This is a genomic window from Sporosarcina sp. Y352 (genome assembly GCF_056786535.1).
This window is the reverse complement of the sequence record NZ_JBXCJE010000005.1, coordinates 131,273-151,477: the sequence shown is the minus strand read 5'-3', so window position 1 is coordinate 151,477 and position 20,205 is coordinate 131,273. Positions and strand designations below refer to the sequence as shown.

The following is a 20,205-nucleotide window of genomic DNA, read 5'->3' as shown; positions in this document are numbered from 1 at the left end:
GGAATAATATGAATACGTGTCCGGAACAAATCGTTCACTACATGCACGCGTATTTAGATGGCGACATTAGCCGCGATGAAGAGCGGCAGTTGAAAGAACATTTAGATAGCTGCTCAGAATGTAGAGAAATTATGAATGGGTTAACCGAGTCCATTGCTTTTATAGGAAGTGCTGCTCAAATAAAAGCACCAGATAAATTTGTTGACGCTGTCATGGCGCGTCTTCCAAAAGAAAAGTCCCAAGCAGGTGCTCAGCGCTGGTTGCGAAAACATCCACTATTTGCGGCTGCTGCCCTATTTTTCGTCTTGATGAGCGCAACGCTTTTTTCAAGTTATGGGAATGAACAGCAATTTTCAGTGACAAAACAACCGAATCTAATCGTTGAGGGACAAACGGTACTCGTTCCTGCTGGGGAAACCATTGAAGGGGATATTGTTGTTAAAAACGGTACGCTCCGAATTGATGGAAAAGTAGATGGTGATGTAACCGTTATTAGGGGTTCTAAATATATGGCCTCTACGGCGGTTGTAACAGGCAAGAATGAGGAGATTGATAAAGTCTTTGATTGGCTATGGTACAAAATGAAAGAAACAGCCAAGGCAATCATCCCAGCGTCAACTGAAAAGAACCAAGACGGGGAGTAAACAGAGCGACCGATGCTACTGCCGCGAGCAGGGACGGTCGCTCTTTGTGTCTTGTGAGGAAAGACAGTTGAGTACTGTTATGCTATACTGTACGCATAAGAAACTGTTTGTGAAGGTAGGCGGAGCACATGCCCAAATGGCAAGAATTAATTGATTTCAGTCCAGTAGCGGCACTTATTAATATCATAGATGTGCTTCTAGTCTGGTTTGTTTTTTATAAACTGATTACGATTATAAAAGGAACGAAAGCCGTTCAACTTTTAAAAGGGATATTTGTGATTATCATCGTTCGATTTCTGACAGACATTTTCGGTCTTGATACGCTCAGATTTTTAATGGATCAAGTACTCCCGTTCGGATTTTTGGCAATCATCATCATCTTCCAACCTGAGCTCAGGCGTGGACTTGAACAACTGGGACGAGGACGACTATTCGCTCGGACAAATATACAGGAAGAGGAAGAGCGGGAACGTCTCGTTGAAGCAATCATGAAATCGGTTAGCTATATGGCTAAACGTAGAATTGGTGCACTCATTTCCATTGAAAGGGAAACGGGGTTAAGTGAATATATTGAAACCGGTACTCGTATGGATTCCGCGATTAGCTCGGAACTTCTTATCAACCTTTTCATCCCGAATACGCCACTCCATGATGGTGCAGTGATTATACAGCGTAACCGAATTGCGGCGGCAGGCTGTTACTTACCATTGTCAGAGAGCCCGTTCATTTCAAAAGAGCTCGGGACTCGACATAGAGCGGCAATCGGAATTAGTGAAGTAACGGATGCCGTGACAATTATCGTGTCGGAAGAAACGGGCGCGATCAGTTTAACTGCGAATGGAGATATTGATCGGAATCTTGAAATGGAGGAGTTTGAAGAACGACTGAAAAGAGTATGGTTTGGTTCAACTCCTGAACTGAAAGAATCTTCTATCTGGAAGTGGAGGAGGAGAAATAATGGATAAGTTTATGGATAGACCATGGTTTCTTCGCTCCACAGCCTTAATCCTTGCACTCATCTTTTTCTTCTTCGTGCAAGCGGAAGAGAACTCCAATGGCAAAGCGGTTGGGGATGCGAGAGACAGCATTCGTGACGTGAATGTAGAAGTTTATTATGACAACGAAAACCTTGTTGTCACCGGAGTACCAGAAACGGTCAATATGACAATTGAAGGTCCGGCAAATATTGTACAATCAACGAAGTTAGTAAAAGATTTTACACTACGGGTTGACTTGTCGAGTTTGCCAATGGGTAAACATACTGTCAAGATCCAACATGAAAATATTTCCGAAAAGCTGGACGTACAGATTGATCCTGCGGAAATCGACGTTGTTATTGAAGAAAAGATAACACAGTCATTCCGCGTTGACCCTGAAATGAATGAGCGTTTGCTCGCAGAAAACTTCCATGTTGTAAAAATAGATGTTGATCCAACAACAATCGAAGTGACAGGTGCCAAGAGCGTGATTGAATCCATCAGTTTTGTAAAAGCCTCGATTACGGGGGACAAAGAAATTAACAAGACATTCGAGCAGGAAACTAGGGTCCGTGTGTTGGACAAGGATTTGACGAAGCTGAATGTGACAATTGTACCTGAACAAGTAAATGTCAAAGTCGAGATTGCAGAATACAGTAAAGAAGTGCCAATCATACTTAAGTTGCAAGGGACTCCCGCTGAAGGTGTAACTGTCGATTCTATTGCGACTGATAACAAATCAATTAGCTTATTCGGGTCACGTAAAGTGCTGGATCAAATCAAAGAATTCATCGTAGATGTGGATGTATCTAAAGTGAAGAAATCTGAAACGTTGGATCTTGAGTTGAAAAAACCTAAAGGCGTTTCAGGGATGTCGTTGGATAAAATCAAAGTAAAAGTAGCGGCTAATGAAACGAATCCGGATTCAGAATCAGATTTAGAAGAGACCAATCCGGATGACTTGGAAGAAACAGATGATGCCGCTAGCACACCGAAACCGGACGAGGATGTGAAAGTCTCATCGAAAGATTTACGCGATATTCGCGTTGCGGTACAGGGATTGGACGAGAAATTCACCAGTTCATTTATTAAGCCGGCAGACGGGTTAGTCGTATTGACTGTCACTGCAGAACAAAATGTAATCGATGCATTAAAGAGTTCAGATTTCACTATCTATGTCGACGCGTCGGGAGCGACGGATGAAGGGGAACAAATTCTGCCTATAGTAGTAGAAGGCCCTTCAGATGTACGATGGGAAATTTCCGATAAAGAAGTAACGATGCAAATTGAACTTGCCTGACATTCAGTTGAATGGATAGGATTGAAAAGGAGAATGAAAATGACAAAGTATTTCGGAACCGATGGTGTTCGTGGGATTGCAAATAAAGAATTGACGCCGGAGCTTGCTTTTAGGCTAGGAAGATTTGGAGGGCATGTGTTAACGAAAGAATTCCAAGGGAAGTCACAGGTACTTGTTGGAAGGGACACTCGTATCTCTGGTCACATGCTTGAAAATGCGCTAATTGCGGGTCTTTTATCAACGGGGGTTGAAGTGATGACTCTAGGGGTTATCAGTACACCGGGGGTCGCTTATTTGACACGTGTCATGAACGCCCAGGCCGGAGTTATGATTTCAGCTTCACATAACCCAGTCGAAGACAATGGCATTAAATTCTTTGGTGCTGACGGCTACAAACTGACGGATGAACAAGAAGAAGAAATTGAAAAATTGTTAAATGAACAGGAAGATACATTGCCACGTCCGACGGGAGCAGCAGTTGGTTCGATTACGGAATACTTTGAAGGCGGCCATAAATACATTCAGTATTTGAAACAGACAGTCGATGAAGAATTCGCAGGAATTCACGTTGTACTCGATTGTGCACACGGCGCTACGTCGACACTGGCGACGCATGTGTTTGCTGACCTTGATGCAGACCTCACAACGATGGGCGCTTCGCCGAATGGTTTAAATATTAATGACGGTGTCGGTTCAACACATCCAGAAGTATTGGCAAAACTCGTTGTTGAAAAAGGTGCTAATATCGGCTTGGCTTTTGATGGGGACGGGGATCGCCTTATTGCAGTAGATGAGCACGGAGAGGTTGTTGATGGTGATCAGATCATGTTCATCATTGCCCGCCATCTGAACTCGGAAGGCCGTTTGAAACAAGGCACGATTGTATCGACTATCATGAGCAATCTAGGCTTTTATAAAGCACTTTCAGATCACGGCATGAAAAGTGTGCAAACCGCAGTTGGAGATCGATATGTTGTCGAAGAAATGAGAAAAGGGAATTATAATTTGGGCGGAGAACAATCCGGTCATATTATATTCCATGACTATAATACGACTGGCGATGGTCTCCTCACAGGACTTCAACTTGTGAACATTATGAAGATTACTGGACGGAAGCTATCTGAACTAGCGGCTGAAATGAAAATATATCCACAGAAACTCGTGAACGTACGCGTACTGGATAAGCATGCAGTAACCGACAATGTACGGGTTGCAGGAGTAATAGCGGATGTGGAGAAAGAGCTTGCTGGAAACGGTCGCGTACTTGTACGGCCATCTGGTACTGAGCCACTCGTCCGGGTCATGGTGGAAGCACCTAACGAAGAAGAGTGTGTTCGCCTTGTCGACAGGATTGTTGATGTAGTGCGTGAAGAAATGGGAACGGAATAATTAACGGAAAAATTGATTGGAAACACCTAAATCTAGGGTGTTTCCTTTTTTATTTAAGTATACCGAAAGGGAAGACTAGAAATATCACATCCTATGCGCCGCCTCCTGATGGAGTGCCAAGTAGTCAATTTATTTATACTCTATGATTTTGATATCAATTGTTGGAGGTGATTTTATAGACTATAATGTTCATAACTGGGTAATATAGATTCATTTTTTAACAGGGGGGTACAAAAAACAATGAGTCAAGAGAGTTCTCGCCAGATGCTTCTCGAATGGATTGAGATGACTTTAGCGAAATGGGGCAAAATGGGTTTTATTGCAGAAGGTCAACTTTATGACTTTTTATACATACTAAAAGGGACAACAGATTCACTAGGATTGAAAGCACTCTCTGACTTTTGTGCTTCTCAACTTGAAACTATATCATTTGGAAATGACAGTAAAATTCCTGTACCATCGCTCGGGAATTTTAGTAACAGGATTAAGAGCTTTTTGGATGGTACAGGAGAAGAAGACAACTTCAATTTCCCAGAGGTATACCGTAACCGTTTCGACGAAGAAACATTTGTACTGATTATCGATAGTGAATTGGAGTTCATTGCCTTTGTGAAAGAGCTTCTTGAGACGATGGGCGCACAGGTAATCATTGCTATGAATGGTAAGAGGGGCATAGAGCAGTTTTATTCAATGCGTCCCAATTTTGTACTCATTGACCTAAAGCTGCCGGATATGAGTGGATTTGAAATTCTTGATCAAATAAAAGACACCGCCAATGCGCGGCAAGTGACGATGATGATTACGAGCGTCGATCGATCGCGGAAAAACAGGATGCGGTCATTTGAAAGAGGTGCAATGGACTTTATTGCCAAGCCGATTGACAGCGAGGTCTTCATCCCTTACTTGTTTAACCGGGATGAAATCAGGAAGTCGATTGGAAAGTCGGTTTACACGGATGGACTCACAGGGGTAGGGAATCGCAGGCATTTTGACAACAGAATTCATTTTTTTACGGAAAGGTATAACCAATCGGCTATTCCTTTCTCATGTGTCATGATGGATCTTGACCATTTCAAACAAGTGAATGACATGTATGGTCACTTGACCGGAGATGAAGTGCTCCGAAAATTAGGAGAAGTGTTAAAGGCAGAAAAAAAGGAAACGGATGATGTATTCAGGTATGGGGGAGAGGAATTCATTATACTATTGTCTGGTGTGGAATCCGTTGACGCCGCTAAATTTGTGGAAAGACTTCGGACATCATTTAATGAAATTGTCTTTCAGGAAGCAGGCAAATCTTTTTCTGTTACATTTTCTGCGGGAGTTGCGACATACGATAATGATGTAGAGAAACTCATATCCTCCGCAGACCAAGCGCTTTACGAAGCAAAACGCACGGGTCGTAACCAAACCGTTATTTTTGATGAAAGAAAGTCTCATGTGAATCGGAAATTACATATAATTATTGTAGACGATGACACGTTAATCCGAATAATGCTTCAAGAGAAGCTAATGGAATGGACGATTCCTGACATAGATATTTCTGTACAAGTTTTCTCGGATGGGCTTACTTTTCTTGAAGCGGATTGGTATAGTCCGGAAGCACATTATATTGTACTCCTGGATGGCGTTATGCCAGGAATGGACGGGCTTGAGGTCCTGAGTCGATTAAAACGTGAAAAGGTTGAAAAAAACATCCTGGTTTCCATGATGACTGCGCGTACAGGCGACTCTGATATTAAGGCGGCCTTGTGGTTAGGGGCCGACGATTACATCATGAAACCATTCAAACCCGCAGATGTACTGTCCCGTATACAGCAATTGACAAACAGGTTATTCAATTAGAAAGCGAATGAAAAAGGTCAACTGTACATTAGTGTAGTAGTCACTAATGTACAGTTGACCTTTTCTATTTTCCCTGCATTATCGAGGATGCCCTCTTGAAACACCACTTAAATCTCAAACAAAAAAACAGTGGGGATGAGCCCCACTGATTGCGTATCACTTTATGATTAACCAAATCTACCGTTAATGTAGTCATCCGTACGCTCGTCAGTGGGCGTGCTGAATAGGGTAGAAGTGCGGTCGCATTCTACGATTTCACCGTTTAAGAAAAAGGCAGTACGGTCAGAAATACGCGATGCTTGTTGCATGTTATGTGTAACGATTGTAATGGTCACATCGTTTTTGATATTGCGAATCAATTCTTCTACCTTGTGAGTGGATACTGGATCTAATGCTGACGTCGGTTCATCCATTAAAATAACTTCCGGGTCAACTGCGAGGCAGCGCGCAATACAGAGTCGCTGTTGCTGACCGCCGGAAAGACTGTATGCACTTTTGTTAAGACGGTCTTTTACTTCATCCCACAAAGCCGCTTTACGCAAGCTGTCTTCTACGATAATATCTAGCATGGCTTTGTTGCGGATACCGTGAATTTTAGGTCCATACGCAACGTTTTCATAGATTGATTTTGGAAAAGGATTTGGCTTTTGGAATACCATACCAACCTTAGAACGAAGCAGTTCAACAGGCATTGATTTACCCAGGATATTATTGCCCATAAATGTAACGTTACCGGAAATCGTAACGTCACCTACATTTTCTACCATCCGATTTAATGTTTTTAAATAAGTTGATTTACCGCAACCAGATGGCCCGATAATTGCTGTTACTTCTTTTTCATTGATGGACAAGTCGACATTTTTAAGTGCGTGCGCCGTACCATACCAAAGATTTAAACCGTTTGTTTCATAAACCGCTTTTGTCCAATTTTCATTCTTCATGACTCGTAACTTGGCATCTGTATTCGTTCGGATGAGTGTTTTTGTCATCATAATCCTCCTATCAATTTTGAAGCTTTTTTTGAGATCTGTTTCTAAAGTAGATGGCAATTCCGTTCATGGTAATAAGCAAGACCATCAGGACGATAATACCTGCTGAAGCCGTATCCGCAAATTCGGGTTGGGGACGTTTTGCCCAATCGTAAATTTGCATGGGTAGCGCTGCAAATGTGCTGAGTGGACCAGTTGGTAGGAATTGAACAATAACCGGAATCCCCAGAACAATAAGCGGTGCTGTTTCACCGATGGCACGTGAGAAGGATAAGATACTGCCCGTCAAAATAGAACCGATTGCTGATGGGATAATCACATGAATGATTGTCTGCCATTTCGTTGCGCCCATACCGTAGGAAGCTTCTCGAAGTGTATCTGGAACCGATCTCAAAGCCTCCTGAGTAGCGACAATGATAATGGGTAAGATTAGCAGACTCATCGTCAATCCAGCAGCTAAGATGCTGTTGCCAAGGGATAATGCACGAACAAAAACAGTTAATCCGAGAAGTCCGAAGACGACAGAAGGAACTCCGGCAAGGTTACTGATATTCATTTCAATAAAAGATGTCCATTTATTTTTTTTAGCATACTCTTCAAGGTAAATAGCCGAACACAGACCTAAGAACATGGATACCGGAATAACAACGGACATGAGGGCAAGTGTACCGACAAGTGCTGCTTTAATGCCCGCTTTTTCAGGGAAACGGGAACCGAAATTCGTAAAGAATGAAAGGTTTAACCGATCGACACCATCTGCACCAATACCGTAAAATAAGAAGAAAGTGATACCTAGCACTGCAGCGGCAATTGCACCAAACAGCCATTTCATCGCCGAGTCTTTGGATAGACGGCGATTTGTTTTTGATAGGAGAACGCGGTCCATATTAGTATTCCTCCCTGTATTTCGTCTTGATGTATAAAGCAGCCCGATTCATAACGAACGTGAACAGGAACAGCATGAAGCCGACAGCGTAAATGGAATAGTAGATTGTAGTCCCATAACCTGCGTCACCAGTTGCGACTTGAACGATGTAGGAAGTCATTGTTTGAATGGAACCCGTAAAGTCCATATTAAATACCGGTGTGGAACCGGCAGCAAGAGAAACAATCATTGTTTCACCAACAGCACGTGAAGCTGCTAGGATAATGGATGCGGCAATTCCGGAAATCGCTGCTGGAAAGACGACTTTGATAGCTGTTTCAAATTTAGTAGAACCAAGTGCATAAGACCCCTCGCGGAATGAATCAGGAACAGCAGAAAGTGCGTCTTCCGAAAGTGAGATAATCATTGGCAAAATCATAATGCCGACAACAATACCAGCACTTAGTGCGTTAAATAACTTTAATTGTGGAATGAATGACTGAAGCCATGGTGTCACGACTGCTAATGCGAAGAATCCGTAAACAATCGTTGGAATACCAGCCAGTAACTCAATAATTGGTTTGGTAAATTTTTTGACTTTGGGTGATGCATATTCACTGAGGAAAATCGCACATGCAAGACCGAAAGGGACCCCGATGATAAGTGCGACGGCTGCAATTTTTAATGTACCGAGTACTAAGGGAAGTACCCCGAATAGCTGATCAGCATTGGAGAAAGGTGCCCATTCTGTGCCGAAAAGGAAGTCAGTTATCTTTATTTCTTGAAAGAAGATAAATGTTTCTTTCAGCAATGTGTAAATGATCCCAAATGTCGCAAGTACAGCAACAGAGGTAACAGCGAGTAAGAGATGGGGAATGATTTTTCCGAAATGCTCTTTCTTCTTGGCAGCAGCAATGACATCGCGTGTCCGCATCTTTTCTGTCGGTTTAAATGAAGTCAATCGATGGACCTCCTACTTGAAAGTGTGATGGCTGCCCCTACAATGCGGGGCAGCCGGGAATGTTTATAGGGTGAATAAAGTTAGGTTATTATTTTATAGCATCTAATGTTTTACGTGCTTCTTCGTAGTCTGCATCAGGAAGTTGTACATAACCGACGGCTTCTGCCATTGCTGCTGAGTTGTCGATAACGAATTCCATAAAGTTACGAACTTCTTCTTTTTCTTTTACTGCTTCGTTACTAACATAAACGAATAGCGGGCGTGAGAACGGTGTGTATTCGCCGGACTCGATTGTTTCAGCGTTCGGTTCAACACCATCGATCAATACTGCATTCAAAGCATCTTTGTTTGATTCATAATACGCATATCCGAAAAATCCGATTGCATTTTTGTCGCCTTTAATGCCTGTTACAAGGACGTTGTCATCTTCAGAAAGTGTTGCAGATTTTACAAGATCAGTATCTTCTAAGACAACTTCATTGAAGTAGTCATATGTTCCAGAATCTGTACCTGGTGAATAGAAGACGATTTCTTCTTCAGGCCAGCTTGGGTTGATGTCAGACCATTTTTTTGCTGTTCCATCTTCTGCCCACATTTTCTTAAGGTCTTCAACAGTTAGTGAATCGACCCAAGTGTTTTCTTTATTAACAACGATTGTTAAACCATCGTTTGCAATTTTAAGTTCAGTATAGTCAACGCCTGCTTCTTCAAGCTTAGCTTTCTCTTCATCTTTAATTGGACGGGATGCATTTGAAAAGTCTGTTGAACCAGCGATGAATTTCTCAAATCCGCCACCAGTACCAGAAACACCTACAGAAACTTTAACGTCTTTTTCAGCTTGTGCATATTCTTCAACAATCGCTTCCATGATTGGTGCAACTGTTGACGATCCGTCACCTGCTACACTACCGCTTAGTGCAGGAGTATCGTTATCGGAAGAACTGCTTCCGTCCGTATCTGTATTTCCTGTATCTGTACCGCCACAAGCTGCTAGGAAAATCGAGCTTGCAAGTCCAAGTGTTGCTAGAAACTTAAAGTTCTTCATCTGTTGTTGTCCCCCTAAAGTGTGTTTTAACTACAACTCATATGATAGAGGTGAAATGTTGAGGATGTGTGAAGGCATTGTAAAGGTTTTGTAAATGGGGCGTAGGTCTATATGATTGGCGCGCAAGGTTATATGATCGGTCTTTTGACATGTATGGTTGGTGTAGAAATCATTCAAAAGAATGTGTATGTAAGTAGATATCCACATCACACAGTCATCTCTGGATGAATCTAGGGACTTCTGAGGATCAGAATTTCTGCCCTGATGAGTGATCCAACAATAGCTAGTTGACGTATACGTTACCGAAAACTGCGGTTTCATGGTCGCATTTTCTTCCTTACAGGTATAGTGTGCCATTGCCAATTATTTATCCACTGTTCGAATGATAAATCATTTTCTTCAAGATGAAATAACTTTTTCGAGCCGAACGTGGCCGTATAATTTCTTGGAGAATAGTCATCTTAATTGTCGAATTATATATTCAGATACCCATTACCCTAGCAGGTTAAACACCATTTCTATTGAATAACTAGATCGGTAATTTGGAATGTCTTCGTATGTCTATTTAAAATGGTAACTTCTGTAAACCTTCTTAAACGCAAAAAAAGGCAAGCCCTTGAGAGGGGCAGCCCGTATGAAGGTATAGGTTCATTCGAAAATATAATGCAATGCTTTTACAGCCTGATCGACCGTTTCGACGGTGGCGTTTGCTTTGCGGGATAATTCCTTCAGTGCGTGATGATGTGTTTCATTGCGAATAAGGATAAGTGGTTTGCCAAACGCGACGGCGGCACTCGCGTCCATGGCGGTGTTCCACTGCTTATATTTCTCCCCGAATAAAGCGATGACAAGATCGGCTTGCTTCATCAATAGCTCAGTGCGCAAATTGTTAAAGCTCGATGCCGCTGCATCTTTGGAAATTGCATCTTGCTGCTTGCCTAGAATATCTTCCCCGATGTTATCAGAACGGTCGTGATCTTCCATGGGACCGACGAAATCGATTGGCAAATTAAGTGCCGCAACTTTCATCTTCACTTCCTCGCGCCATGAACTATGAATTTCCCCTGCCAGGTAAACAGTTAATCTCAACTAAATCCCTCCTAATCATTAGTCTTAATTGTAACATTGATATTCAAAATGTTGCTCACTAATGACCGAAAGTTTAGACTATACCTATAGAGATAGGGGGAATTTGGATGAAAACACTTTGGTATAACGGCACAATGTATACAATGGAACAAGAAGGCGGCCAAGTTGAGGCGCTGCTCACAGAAAACGGTAAGATTAGAGCAGTTGGTGCGTATGAGGATTTAAAAGTACTAGCAGATACTGCAATAGATTTACAAGGTTCCGTTCTGTATCCAGGATTCGTCGATAGTCATATGCATATGATTGGTCACGGCGAAAAGTTACTAAGTCTGGATCTATCGAAGGCTTCATCCGCTGATGAAATGATGGACAAGCTGATGAACGCGTATCCGGATTTGAAATCAAACGAATGGTTTGTCGGTGAAGGTTGGAACGAAAACAACTTCTTAGATAAAAAGATATTTACACGGTATGAATTGGACAAGGTGACGGATTCCCCTATGATTTTAAAGCGGACGTGCCGGCACGCGGCGCTCGCCAATTCGAAAGCGCTTGAGCTAGCAGGTATTTCAAAAGATACAGTAGATCCCGAAGACGGTGTCATTATGCGCGATGAAAGCGGGGAACCAACAGGCTACTTGAAAGAAGGAGCGCAGGAGATTGTACTCGCCCTAATTCCGGAGCCGACGGAAGAATCATTGACACGGGCCTTACAAAAGTCAGTCGATGATTTGCTGTCACTTGGGCTGACAGGGGGCGTGACAGATGACCTTGGGTATTATGGTGACTACAAAAACCCGCTGCAAGCGTTCAAGAACGTCATCGGTGAACAAAAGAAATTCCGTGCACATCTATTGCGGCGGTCAACTGTTTTCGAGCAATTGGTGAAAGAACAAGCCATTTATAATGAACCTTGGATAGATCCTGGCGAGATGAAGTTTTTCATAGATGGGGCGCTTGGTGGTAAAACAGCATTGTTAAGCAAACCGTATGCGGATACGCCGGAAACGTCCGGTATGACAGTCGTGACAGATGAGGAAATCGATGCGCTGGTGGCGCTCGCACGAGAAAATGGGGAAGCAATCGCTGCCCATGTCATCGGGGATGCAGCCGTTGAAAAAGCACTCGATGCGATCGAGAAGTACCCAGTACCTACTGGCAAACGCGATCGGCTTATCCACGTCAACGTATTGCGCGAAGATCTTGTCGAACGGATGGAAAAGCTGCCGATTATCTTAGATATTCAACCGGTGTTTGTATCGTCTGATTTTCCTTGGGTCATGGACCGTTTAGGGGAAAATCGTCTTAACTGGGCCTATGCGTGGAAAAAGCTACTCGACCGCGGATTCATTTGCGGAGGTGGTTCGGATGCACCGATTGAAGAGGTTGATCCATTACTTGGCATTTATGCAGCGGTGACGCGGAGGAAACCTGGGGAAACCCACGAAGGCTATTTGCCTGATGAAAAACTAAGCCGCTATGAGGCAGTTGGTCTGTTTACGACTGGGAGTGCGGGCACAATTGGCAAAGCGGATGTCCGCGGTAAGCTTGTGCCTGGATTTGATGCTGATTTCACTGTGCTGGACAGGGATTTATTCCAAGTGGAAGCGGAAAAGATGTTAGAGGCGAACGTTGTGATGACCGTTGTTGCGGGTGAAGTGATGTATATAGGCCCGTCAGCGGCAATCAATCATGATGCTCCCTTAAACCTAGCGAACAATGTGGTAAGCTAGAAGCAACCTAATAAAAGGGGTCTGACGAATGACGAACAGTTGGAACGATCGGTTTTCAGCAAATGAATACATCTTCGGTAAAGAACCGAATGGATTTCTTGTGGAGATGGCACAGCAATTGCCAAAAGGAAAAGTCCTGTGTATCGCAGAAGGTGAAGGGCGCAACTCGGTTTACCTGGCATCACTCGGCTTCAATGTGACGGCTTGGGATTATGCACCGGCAGGACTGGAGAAGACAAAACAGTTGGCGGATGAAAAAGGTGTCGTTGTAAAAACGGAACTGCAAGACTTGGCGGATGTACTGTGGGAAGACGAACAGTGGGATGCCATCGTCCACATTTTTGGTCATTTTCCGAAAATCGTTATGGAGCGCACCTTGGCAGGGATAAAAAAAGCGTTGAAACCAGGCGGCTACTATATTAGTGAATTGTATACGATAGAACAGCTAAGTTACGGAACAGGCGGCCCGCGCAATGTAGAAATGCTTTCTGATCCTGTAAAAATGCTCGAGCACTTCGACGGTTACTTCGTCAAACACTTTCATATTGGAGAAGTCAATCGCGTGGAAGGTCAGCTACATTCTGGGACCGCACACGTCGTACAAAGTATGTTTCAAAAAAGAGAGGAAGAATAATTTATGAATGGACAAAATCGTGCAGATGTAACACCAGGCTTAAAAGTGGCAGTCATATTGAAAAAAGATCAACGGTCGGGCACAAAGACAGAGGGTGTCGTGAAAGATTTACTGACGAACTCAAGCTTTCACCCACATGGCATTAAAGTACGCTTGGAAGACGGACAAGTCGGACGGGTTTGTGAGATTTTGTCATAAGAAAGGTCAAAAAGGATAACCATGCGCAGTCTATTAATGCGCGTAGTTATCCTTTTTAGGTGAATATTCAGGTTGGGACGAACCATCAAGAGTGGTACAAAACAAACCAATTACGAACGAGTCATACGCTATCACTGCCGACAGTGATAATTTGCATCTTGACGCATTCATTAAACGTCACGATAGTAATAGTTTGTAAGTATACGTAAAGAGAAATTTAACAATTCCTTAAAAGGAGAGGATTCAATTGAAATCGGGAAGTGTAGTTAGAAGAGTCATACTCATAACTGCTGTTGCGTTTCTACTAGCTTTACCATCAGCTTTTATAGCACTAATATTTTTACTTGCGGGCATGAATGTGGCAATTCCGTTTATCATTGCTACGTATGTAGTTGTATTGGTTCTAATCACGTTTAAAACATTCGGTTGGATGAAGCATGCTGCCGGAAAGAAAAAGTTTTACTTAGTGATGGTAATTATCGCAATTGTTACGTTATCCAAGGTAATTCCGGATATGTATAAACAGACACTGGATAGTGTGGACAATGTGGAAGTGGATTTACATGCGTATACGCCTTTTGTAATTGGTACGAATGCGGTGAAATTGGATGTGCCGGCGACTTTGAGGCTAGAAGGTGACTTACCCGTTATGGATGGTGCGACCGCACTCTATCCGATGTATGCGGCATTCGCACAAGCAGTCTATCCTGAAAAAGAATACGACTTATATAGCAGTGAAGTAATGTCGAACATGACTAACGTGGCATACGAAAAATTGATCGACGGAAGCGCGGATATCATTTTTGTAGCAGGTCCTTCTGCCAAACAAATGGAAGATGCGAAACAAGCAGGCAAAGAACTGAAATTGACACCAATCGGTAAAGAAGCTTTTGTCTTTTTTGTCAACGCCAAAAACCCTGTGAAAAGCTTGACGTTGGATGAAGTAAAAGGGATTTATGCCGGAGAAATAACAAGTTGGAAAGAAGTAGGTGGAAGAAGACGAGCAATTCGTGCTTTCCAGCGACCCGAAGATAGTGGTAGTCAGACTGCACTTCAAAACTTGATGGGTGATGTGACAATTATGGATTCTCCTAAGGAAAATACGATAGACCTGATGGGCGGTATCATTGACCAAGTGTCAGCTTATACAAACTACAGCAACGCAATCGGCTTCACATTCCGTTATTATTCTACAGAAATGATCCAAAACGATAAAATTCGTTTGCTACAAGTAGAGGGAATTGAACCGATTGCGGAGACAATCCAATCGGGGGAGTATCCAATTACAGCCGAAATTTATGCAGTGACCGCAGGAAGTGACAACCCGCATCTCGATGAATTCATTCAATGGATTTTGTCTGATCAAGGTCAGGAAATTGTTGAGAAGACGGGGTATGTACCGATTCTGTGATGAAAAGAGAAAGCAGCTATAAGTTGAACTAATAATTAAGGTGTCTACTGGGGTAGCCGGTTTACCGTAAGAAGTATCCCCTATCGCCAAGCGTTGTTTGTAGGATTCTTTATTTCAACATATATATTTTAAAATCTGCCACAGTCCGCAAGGTTGTGGTTTTCATTTGGAAATAGCGATAGGACGGATAATGGTTTAATCCGATAAGTTGAATATTACCAGTATAATGAATTTAAACACATCATTAATTCCTCACAAAGAGGGCTTATACTGAACTTAATTAGTCTATCTTCAAGTTTTTTAAAACTTAGTATTATCAACTAGTATTTTAGGAGGAATCATAGTGAAAAAAATTGTACTCATTACATTTGCCTTCATGTTTGTTCTTACTAACAAAGCTTTGGCACATACAGGGTTAGACACGTCTTCTCCTGAAAATGGAGGGATTGTTACAGAGGAATTGCGTGAAATTGCCTTAACCTTCGAAGGGAAAATAGAGCAAGGCGGTACGTTGGAAGTAAGTGATTCAAATGGTCAGTCTATCCCTGTTGAAGATATAATCATTGAAGACACGCAAATGACAGGTAGCCTTCCAAACGCCTTAGTAAATGGAGACTATACTGCAGTTTGGAACATTATTGGTGCAGACGGTCATCCGATTCAAGGAGAGTTTTCTTTTACCGTAATTGTTCCAGGATCTGAAATGCCGGCTGAAATTGAAGATGATTCACAGGATGCAAGCCAAGATGGAGCACCTCTGGAAGATGTCGAGAATACTAAAACAAATGAACAAAGCCAATTACCTTCGTACCTCATTCCTGTAATCGTTATTGGACTAGTTGCAATCATTGTAGGGATTTTTGTAGGGTTAAGGAGAAAAAATAGTAAATGATAATGGTAATTGTTAGTGAAACTCTTTTATATCTTTGTGTGTCGCTTCTTATAGGTAGTTTCCTGATAGCACTTGTGCCGAGTTCTCACAGGCCAGAGGTAAACATACCGAGAGCAGTACAAATCATCGCTACAATCGGCATCGCGGTTTTCTCATTCGCGCCTGTTTTAGTGTTAATCATGTATCTGTATGAGCATATGGGCTTTTCTGGAGCGTTCCAAAGAGTTCTTCTTACGTTTGAAGTGGGCAAGGCGTGGATTTTTATTTTTCTCGTTGTCAATATACTGTTCATTTTTATCGTTTGGTTTGATGATCGTCAGAAACCTGTTTACTCATATATAGGAATTGTTTTTGTTGTCATGATAATTATGGGCATTGGTTGGGCAAGTCACGCTAGCTCCCTAGACCAAGTCAAAGGATTCTTAACGCATATAAGCCATTTTACAGCAGTGAGTATTTGGGTAGGAATTCTGCTGGTGGTTAGCTGGTTTTCAAAAGATCATTCAAACTGGTTGAGTTTCTTAAAATGGTTTTCGCCTGTTGCTATTAGTTGCTTTCTTATCATTACTGCATCAGGAATCATATTAATGACATTCGGAGTGGAGCTTACTGAATACACAAATGTATGGATGTTGCCGTATGGTCAATTATTATTACTAAAACACCTAACGATTATTCCACTACTGGTATATGCAGGGATCAACAGCATACTCATTAGAAATAAGTTACTTAAAAAGCAGGACTTCAATCCAATCCCGTGGACAAGGGTGGAAAGTATACTCATCCTAGTCATTTTTTCGATAACGGCTGCATTGGGCCAACAATCACCGCCTAGCGGAAACACCTTGAAAAGTGAAGGACCTTCAAAATTATTCAGTTTCTTTTATCAAGGACAGTTTCAGCAGGGAATGAATGTCGAACTTGTAGCAAATGCCACAGGTCTTTCTCTTCTATTGTTAGCAATTCTTTTCGTCTCTTTAACTGTGTACTCATTTCTCATGAAAGCCCCGGTGATCGTAACATTCATCTTGAGCATTCTTTTCGTCTTTTCAAGTTATTTAGCATCAATTCTAAGTATTCAATGAATAAAGTGCGAGGTAGCTGACATAGCTGCCTTTTTTTCGTTAGAATATAGGATATTAGTGGAACTTTCGTTGAAGTAGAAGGACTGGAGGTAAGTCGAATGAATATAACGGAAATGTTAGGAATCAAACACCCGATTATCCAGGCGCCCATGGCGGGAGTAACGACGCCGGAGTTTGTATCAGCGTCAGCGGAGGCGGGGATACTTGGATCGATCGCTGCTGGATATCTGTCTGCGGAGGAGACGCGGAAGTTCATTCGCAAAGTGAAAAGTCTTACCGGGAAGCCATATGCTGTAAATTTGTTTGTTCCGGAAAAGGTGGAGCCTAGTGAAGAGCAATTGCGGCAAGCGTATGAGGCACTCAAACCGATAGGAATTGAACTCGGGTTGTCTTTTTGGAATACACCGTTTTCAGAATCGGAATTTGAAGCACAAGTTCAGGTATTAATAGAAGAAGGTGTGAAGATTTGTTCATTCACTTTCGGTCTACCGAATGAAAAAACTTTGCGATTATTAAAGGAAAACGATATCTTCTTAATCGGGACAGCGACAACAGTGGAAGAAGCAAAACTGGCAGAGCAGTTCGGAATGGATGCCGTTGTTGCGCAGGGAAGTGAGGCGGGTGGTCATCGCGGGTCTTTTTTCGGTGAATTTAGAATGACACCTTTAGATGAATTGCTTTCCGACGCAGTTAAATCCGTCAAAATTCCAGTCATTGCGGCAGGCGGTGTAGCAAATAAAAAAATGATGGATGATATGCTTTCTGCCGGAGCGCAAGCCGTCCAAATTGGAACTGCCCTCCTTGCCACTGATGAAAGCGGCGCTCATCCGCTGTATAAACAGGCCGTTTTAGAAGCTCAAGAAGGCAGTACAATTTTAACAAAGGCATTCTCCGGTAAAACAGCACGCGGAATCAGCAACCGGTTTATAGTCGAAATGGCAGAAAGCACGATTGCGCCGTACCCATTTCAACATGAGTTGACAAAAGAAATTCGGAAATTAGCAGCGTTGCAAGGGAAACCTGAATTCATGTCCCTATGGGCAGGTGAAAATGTACATCTCAGCAACGCTGGGAAAATAAATGCAATTATTGAACAGTTTCGTTAACAACTTCGTCCATTAGCCAATCAGATTTGGTACACTATGTGTAAAAGCGGCGGTGGATTACATGCGGAAATATATTGGGGAAATAGGGCTTATCATAACAGCAATCATTTGGGGCAGCGGGTTTGTGGCAAGTGCTGTCGCATTGGAGCACTACACGCCGTATCAGATTTTGGCAGGTCGTTTTTTAATCGGTGTACTTATTTTAGGGATTGTTTTTCATAAACGGTTGAGGTCAATAAAAAAAAGCACAATCGTAAAAGGGTCGATTTTGGGTGTTTTCCTTTATATAGCTTTCGTTCTTCAAACCGTGGGGCTTCAATTTACCACACCGTCGAAAAATGCATTTTTAACCGCAGTCAATGTGGTAATCGTCCCTTTTATAGGGTTCATCATCTATAAGAAGAAAATAGACATCTTTGAACTCAGCGGAGCAATCTTGGCAATCATTGGGGTTGCGGTTTTGTCACTTAAATTTTCATCTGAAATCAATATAGGGGATTTGTTGACGTTATGTTGCGCTGTGGCATTTGCATTCCATATTTTCTACACTTCGAAGTTTGTAAAAGAGGAAGACCCTGTCCAACTGACAATTATTCAAATGTTGGCAGCGGCAATCATTGGATGCACCGTAATTATTTCGAAAGGAGAAATGACCTTTTCGGCGCAAACGGAAGGGTTGCTGCCACTTCTTTACTTGGCAGTATTCTCCACGACAATTGCATTTTTATTGCAGACAATGGCTCAGAAATTCATCACAGAAACGAAGGCTGCAATTATCCTATCCACCGAGTCATTTTGGGGTATGGCATTTTCTGTAGCCATTTTAAGTGAAGTGATGACTGGTAAAATGATCATCGGTGCAATTCTTATCCTTGCTGCAATTATCATCTCGGAAACAAAGTTCCGTTTTCTGAAAAAGAAGAAGTTGATTGAAGAAAACTAGATAGTTCACAGAGTCTACTAACTATGAACCTCCCACGACTGAAATCACGGTGTTCTTGCTTAAACATAAAAGGAGGTTTCATAAATGGAAACAAAGCAAAATGTAGGCGGACTTAATTTTAAGTGGGATCTTGATAGTGGACGGTTCATGTATGAGGAGGTAGATTCCATAGTTTTTTGGATTCCGACAGCCATGAGATCATTTTTCGACACGATCGAAGAAATCTCAGGTGAAGAAGCGTCCAGTTTAGTTTTTGAGACTACAGGCTATCGACAAGGCGTCGGGGTCGGGGAATACTTTCAGAAAAAGATGGATGTAAGTATTGAAGAGGCATCAGCATTGATTACGAATACATATGCCGCTGCAGGATGGGGTCAAACAATAATTGAAAACTTGAACCTCGAATCGAAAACGCTGACCGCAAAATTTAAAAATAGTTGGGAGCATCAAATAAATACAGCGCAAGGTAAGAAGGTGGGGAGTAACTTTATTCCAGCTCACTTTGCAGGTATCTTTAGCACTACATTTAACACGAATATGTGGTATAAAGTGATTCACTATCAATTAGAAGGACATGAATACACGGAAGTAGCGTATTTTGAGTCTGACGTGACTGTGAATAGTAATATTCATCAGCTATCCAGAAAGAAGGAATCCGATGCGATTTTACAATTGGAAGCCTTGGTAGAAGATAAAACGCGTGATCTGACAGAACTTGTAAAAGAGATTTCTTCACCAATTATACCTGTTCATGAGGGAGTCGTCGTAGTGCCTCTTATCGGACGTTATGACGAAGATCGTGCTGAAGCATTAGTTGAGAGAGTATTAACTAATTTACCTTCATATAAAGTAAAATACCTTATTTTGGACTTAACGGGACTTCATAAAGAAATTAGTCATTATACGGCAAGCCTTATCGAAAAGATTGTAGCTACTGCAAGACTGATTGGAACGGAAACGGTTCTCGTAGGAATTTCTCCGCAATTAAGCTTCGCCATCATCCAATCAGGCGTAGATTTATCTGAAATTGATTGTTTCCAAACGCTTCAACATGGGATTCACTATTCATTAGGCCAACTAGGAAGAAGAATAATCTGAG

The 20,205-nt window shown here is 42.2% G+C and carries 19 protein-coding genes; 14 read left to right on the top strand and 5 right to left on the bottom strand.

Annotated features, from left to right (window positions below; translation table 11 throughout):
• Nucleotides 1-8 precede the first annotated feature (8 nt).
• From AC1TO6_RS10495 to AC1TO6_RS10475, 5 genes are all read left to right on the top strand, one after another.
• Nucleotides 9-644 (top strand): anti-sigma factor family protein, encoded by a 636-nt coding sequence (locus tag AC1TO6_RS10495; protein WP_482101558.1) that lies wholly within the window; start codon nucleotides 9-11, stop codon nucleotides 642-644.
• A 128-nt stretch (nucleotides 645-772) separates the two neighbouring features.
• Nucleotides 773-1,609, top strand: coding sequence for a diadenylate cyclase CdaA (gene cdaA, locus AC1TO6_RS10490; RefSeq protein ID WP_482101557.1), 837 nt, complete (start codon nucleotides 773-775; stop codon nucleotides 1,607-1,609).
• Nucleotides 1,602-2,921, top strand: coding sequence for a CdaR family protein (locus AC1TO6_RS10485; RefSeq protein WP_482101556.1), 1,320 nt, complete (start codon nucleotides 1,602-1,604; stop codon nucleotides 2,919-2,921). Before cdaA ends, AC1TO6_RS10485 begins: the two co-directional genes overlap by 8 nt.
• A 39-nt stretch (nucleotides 2,922-2,960) precedes the next feature.
• Complete coding sequence (glmM, locus tag AC1TO6_RS10480) at nucleotides 2,961-4,310, top strand: phosphoglucosamine mutase (protein ID WP_482101555.1); 1,350 nt, start codon at nucleotides 2,961-2,963, stop codon at nucleotides 4,308-4,310.
• Nucleotides 4,311-4,550: 240 nt separating this feature from the next.
• Nucleotides 4,551-6,155 carry a GGDEF domain-containing response regulator gene (locus tag AC1TO6_RS10475; protein WP_482101554.1) on the top strand — a complete coding sequence of 535 codons (1,605 nt, stop codon included), beginning with the start codon at nucleotides 4,551-4,553 and terminating at the stop codon, nucleotides 6,153-6,155.
• A gap of 167 nt (nucleotides 6,156-6,322) precedes the next feature.
• On the opposite strand, the gene pstB is transcribed toward AC1TO6_RS10475, so the two are convergent.
• From pstB to AC1TO6_RS10450, 5 genes are all read right to left on the bottom strand, one after another.
• Nucleotides 6,323-7,096, bottom strand: a complete 774-nt coding sequence (gene pstB / locus AC1TO6_RS10470) for a phosphate ABC transporter ATP-binding protein PstB (protein WP_482101771.1) — start codon at nucleotides 7,094-7,096, stop codon at nucleotides 6,323-6,325.
• Between the two features lie 61 nt (nucleotides 7,097-7,157).
• Nucleotides 7,158-8,030: a phosphate ABC transporter permease PstA gene (pstA, locus tag AC1TO6_RS10465; RefSeq protein WP_482101553.1), complete on the bottom strand. Its 873-nt coding sequence runs from the start codon at nucleotides 8,028-8,030 to the stop codon at nucleotides 7,158-7,160.
• Nucleotide 8,031: 1 nt separating this feature from the next.
• A complete protein-coding gene (pstC, locus tag AC1TO6_RS10460) occupies nucleotides 8,032-8,970 on the bottom strand; it encodes a phosphate ABC transporter permease subunit PstC (protein WP_482101552.1) in 939 nt (312 codons plus the stop codon).
• Nucleotides 8,971-9,058: 88 nt separating this feature from the next.
• A complete protein-coding gene (locus tag AC1TO6_RS10455; RefSeq protein ID WP_482101551.1) occupies nucleotides 9,059-10,015 on the bottom strand; it encodes a PstS family phosphate ABC transporter substrate-binding protein in 957 nt (318 codons plus the stop codon).
• A 648-nt stretch (nucleotides 10,016-10,663) separates the two neighbouring features.
• Entirely contained in the window at nucleotides 10,664-11,104 is a 441-nt protein-coding gene (locus tag AC1TO6_RS10450) for a YtoQ family protein (RefSeq protein ID WP_482101550.1), read from the bottom strand.
• Between the two features lie 107 nt (nucleotides 11,105-11,211).
• Between AC1TO6_RS10450 and AC1TO6_RS10445 the strand changes: the two genes are divergently transcribed.
• From AC1TO6_RS10445 to AC1TO6_RS10405, 9 genes are all read left to right on the top strand, one after another.
• A complete protein-coding gene (locus tag AC1TO6_RS10445; protein WP_482101549.1) occupies nucleotides 11,212-12,837 on the top strand; it encodes an amidohydrolase in 1,626 nt (541 codons plus the stop codon).
• Between the two features lie 28 nt (nucleotides 12,838-12,865).
• Nucleotides 12,866-13,471, top strand: a complete 606-nt coding sequence (locus tag AC1TO6_RS10440; RefSeq protein WP_482101548.1) for a class I SAM-dependent methyltransferase — start codon at nucleotides 12,866-12,868, stop codon at nucleotides 13,469-13,471.
• 3 nt (nucleotides 13,472-13,474) lie between these two features.
• Entirely contained in the window at nucleotides 13,475-13,669 is a 195-nt protein-coding gene (locus AC1TO6_RS10435; RefSeq protein ID WP_482101547.1) for a YwbE family protein, read from the top strand.
• Nucleotides 13,670-13,916: 247 nt separating this feature from the next.
• Nucleotides 13,917-15,080 carry a PstS family phosphate ABC transporter substrate-binding protein gene (locus AC1TO6_RS10430; RefSeq protein WP_482101546.1) on the top strand — a complete coding sequence of 388 codons (1,164 nt, stop codon included), beginning with the start codon at nucleotides 13,917-13,919 and terminating at the stop codon, nucleotides 15,078-15,080.
• A 343-nt stretch (nucleotides 15,081-15,423) separates the two neighbouring features.
• A complete protein-coding gene (locus AC1TO6_RS10425) occupies nucleotides 15,424-15,972 on the top strand; it encodes a copper resistance CopC family protein (RefSeq protein WP_482101545.1) in 549 nt (182 codons plus the stop codon).
• Complete coding sequence (locus AC1TO6_RS10420; RefSeq protein ID WP_482101544.1) at nucleotides 15,969-17,057, top strand: copper resistance D family protein; 1,089 nt, start codon at nucleotides 15,969-15,971, stop codon at nucleotides 17,055-17,057. The genes AC1TO6_RS10425 and AC1TO6_RS10420 overlap by 4 nt, the downstream gene beginning before the upstream one ends.
• 98 nt (nucleotides 17,058-17,155) lie before the next feature.
• Nucleotides 17,156-18,163, top strand: a complete 1,008-nt coding sequence (locus AC1TO6_RS10415) for an NAD(P)H-dependent flavin oxidoreductase (protein ID WP_482101543.1) — start codon at nucleotides 17,156-17,158, stop codon at nucleotides 18,161-18,163.
• A gap of 61 nt (nucleotides 18,164-18,224) precedes the next feature.
• Complete coding sequence (locus tag AC1TO6_RS10410; protein ID WP_482101542.1) at nucleotides 18,225-19,106, top strand: DMT family transporter; 882 nt, start codon at nucleotides 18,225-18,227, stop codon at nucleotides 19,104-19,106.
• Between the two features lie 84 nt (nucleotides 19,107-19,190).
• Entirely contained in the window at nucleotides 19,191-20,204 is a 1,014-nt protein-coding gene (locus AC1TO6_RS10405; protein ID WP_482101541.1) for an STAS domain-containing protein, read from the top strand.
• Nucleotide 20,205 lies beyond the last annotated feature (1 nt).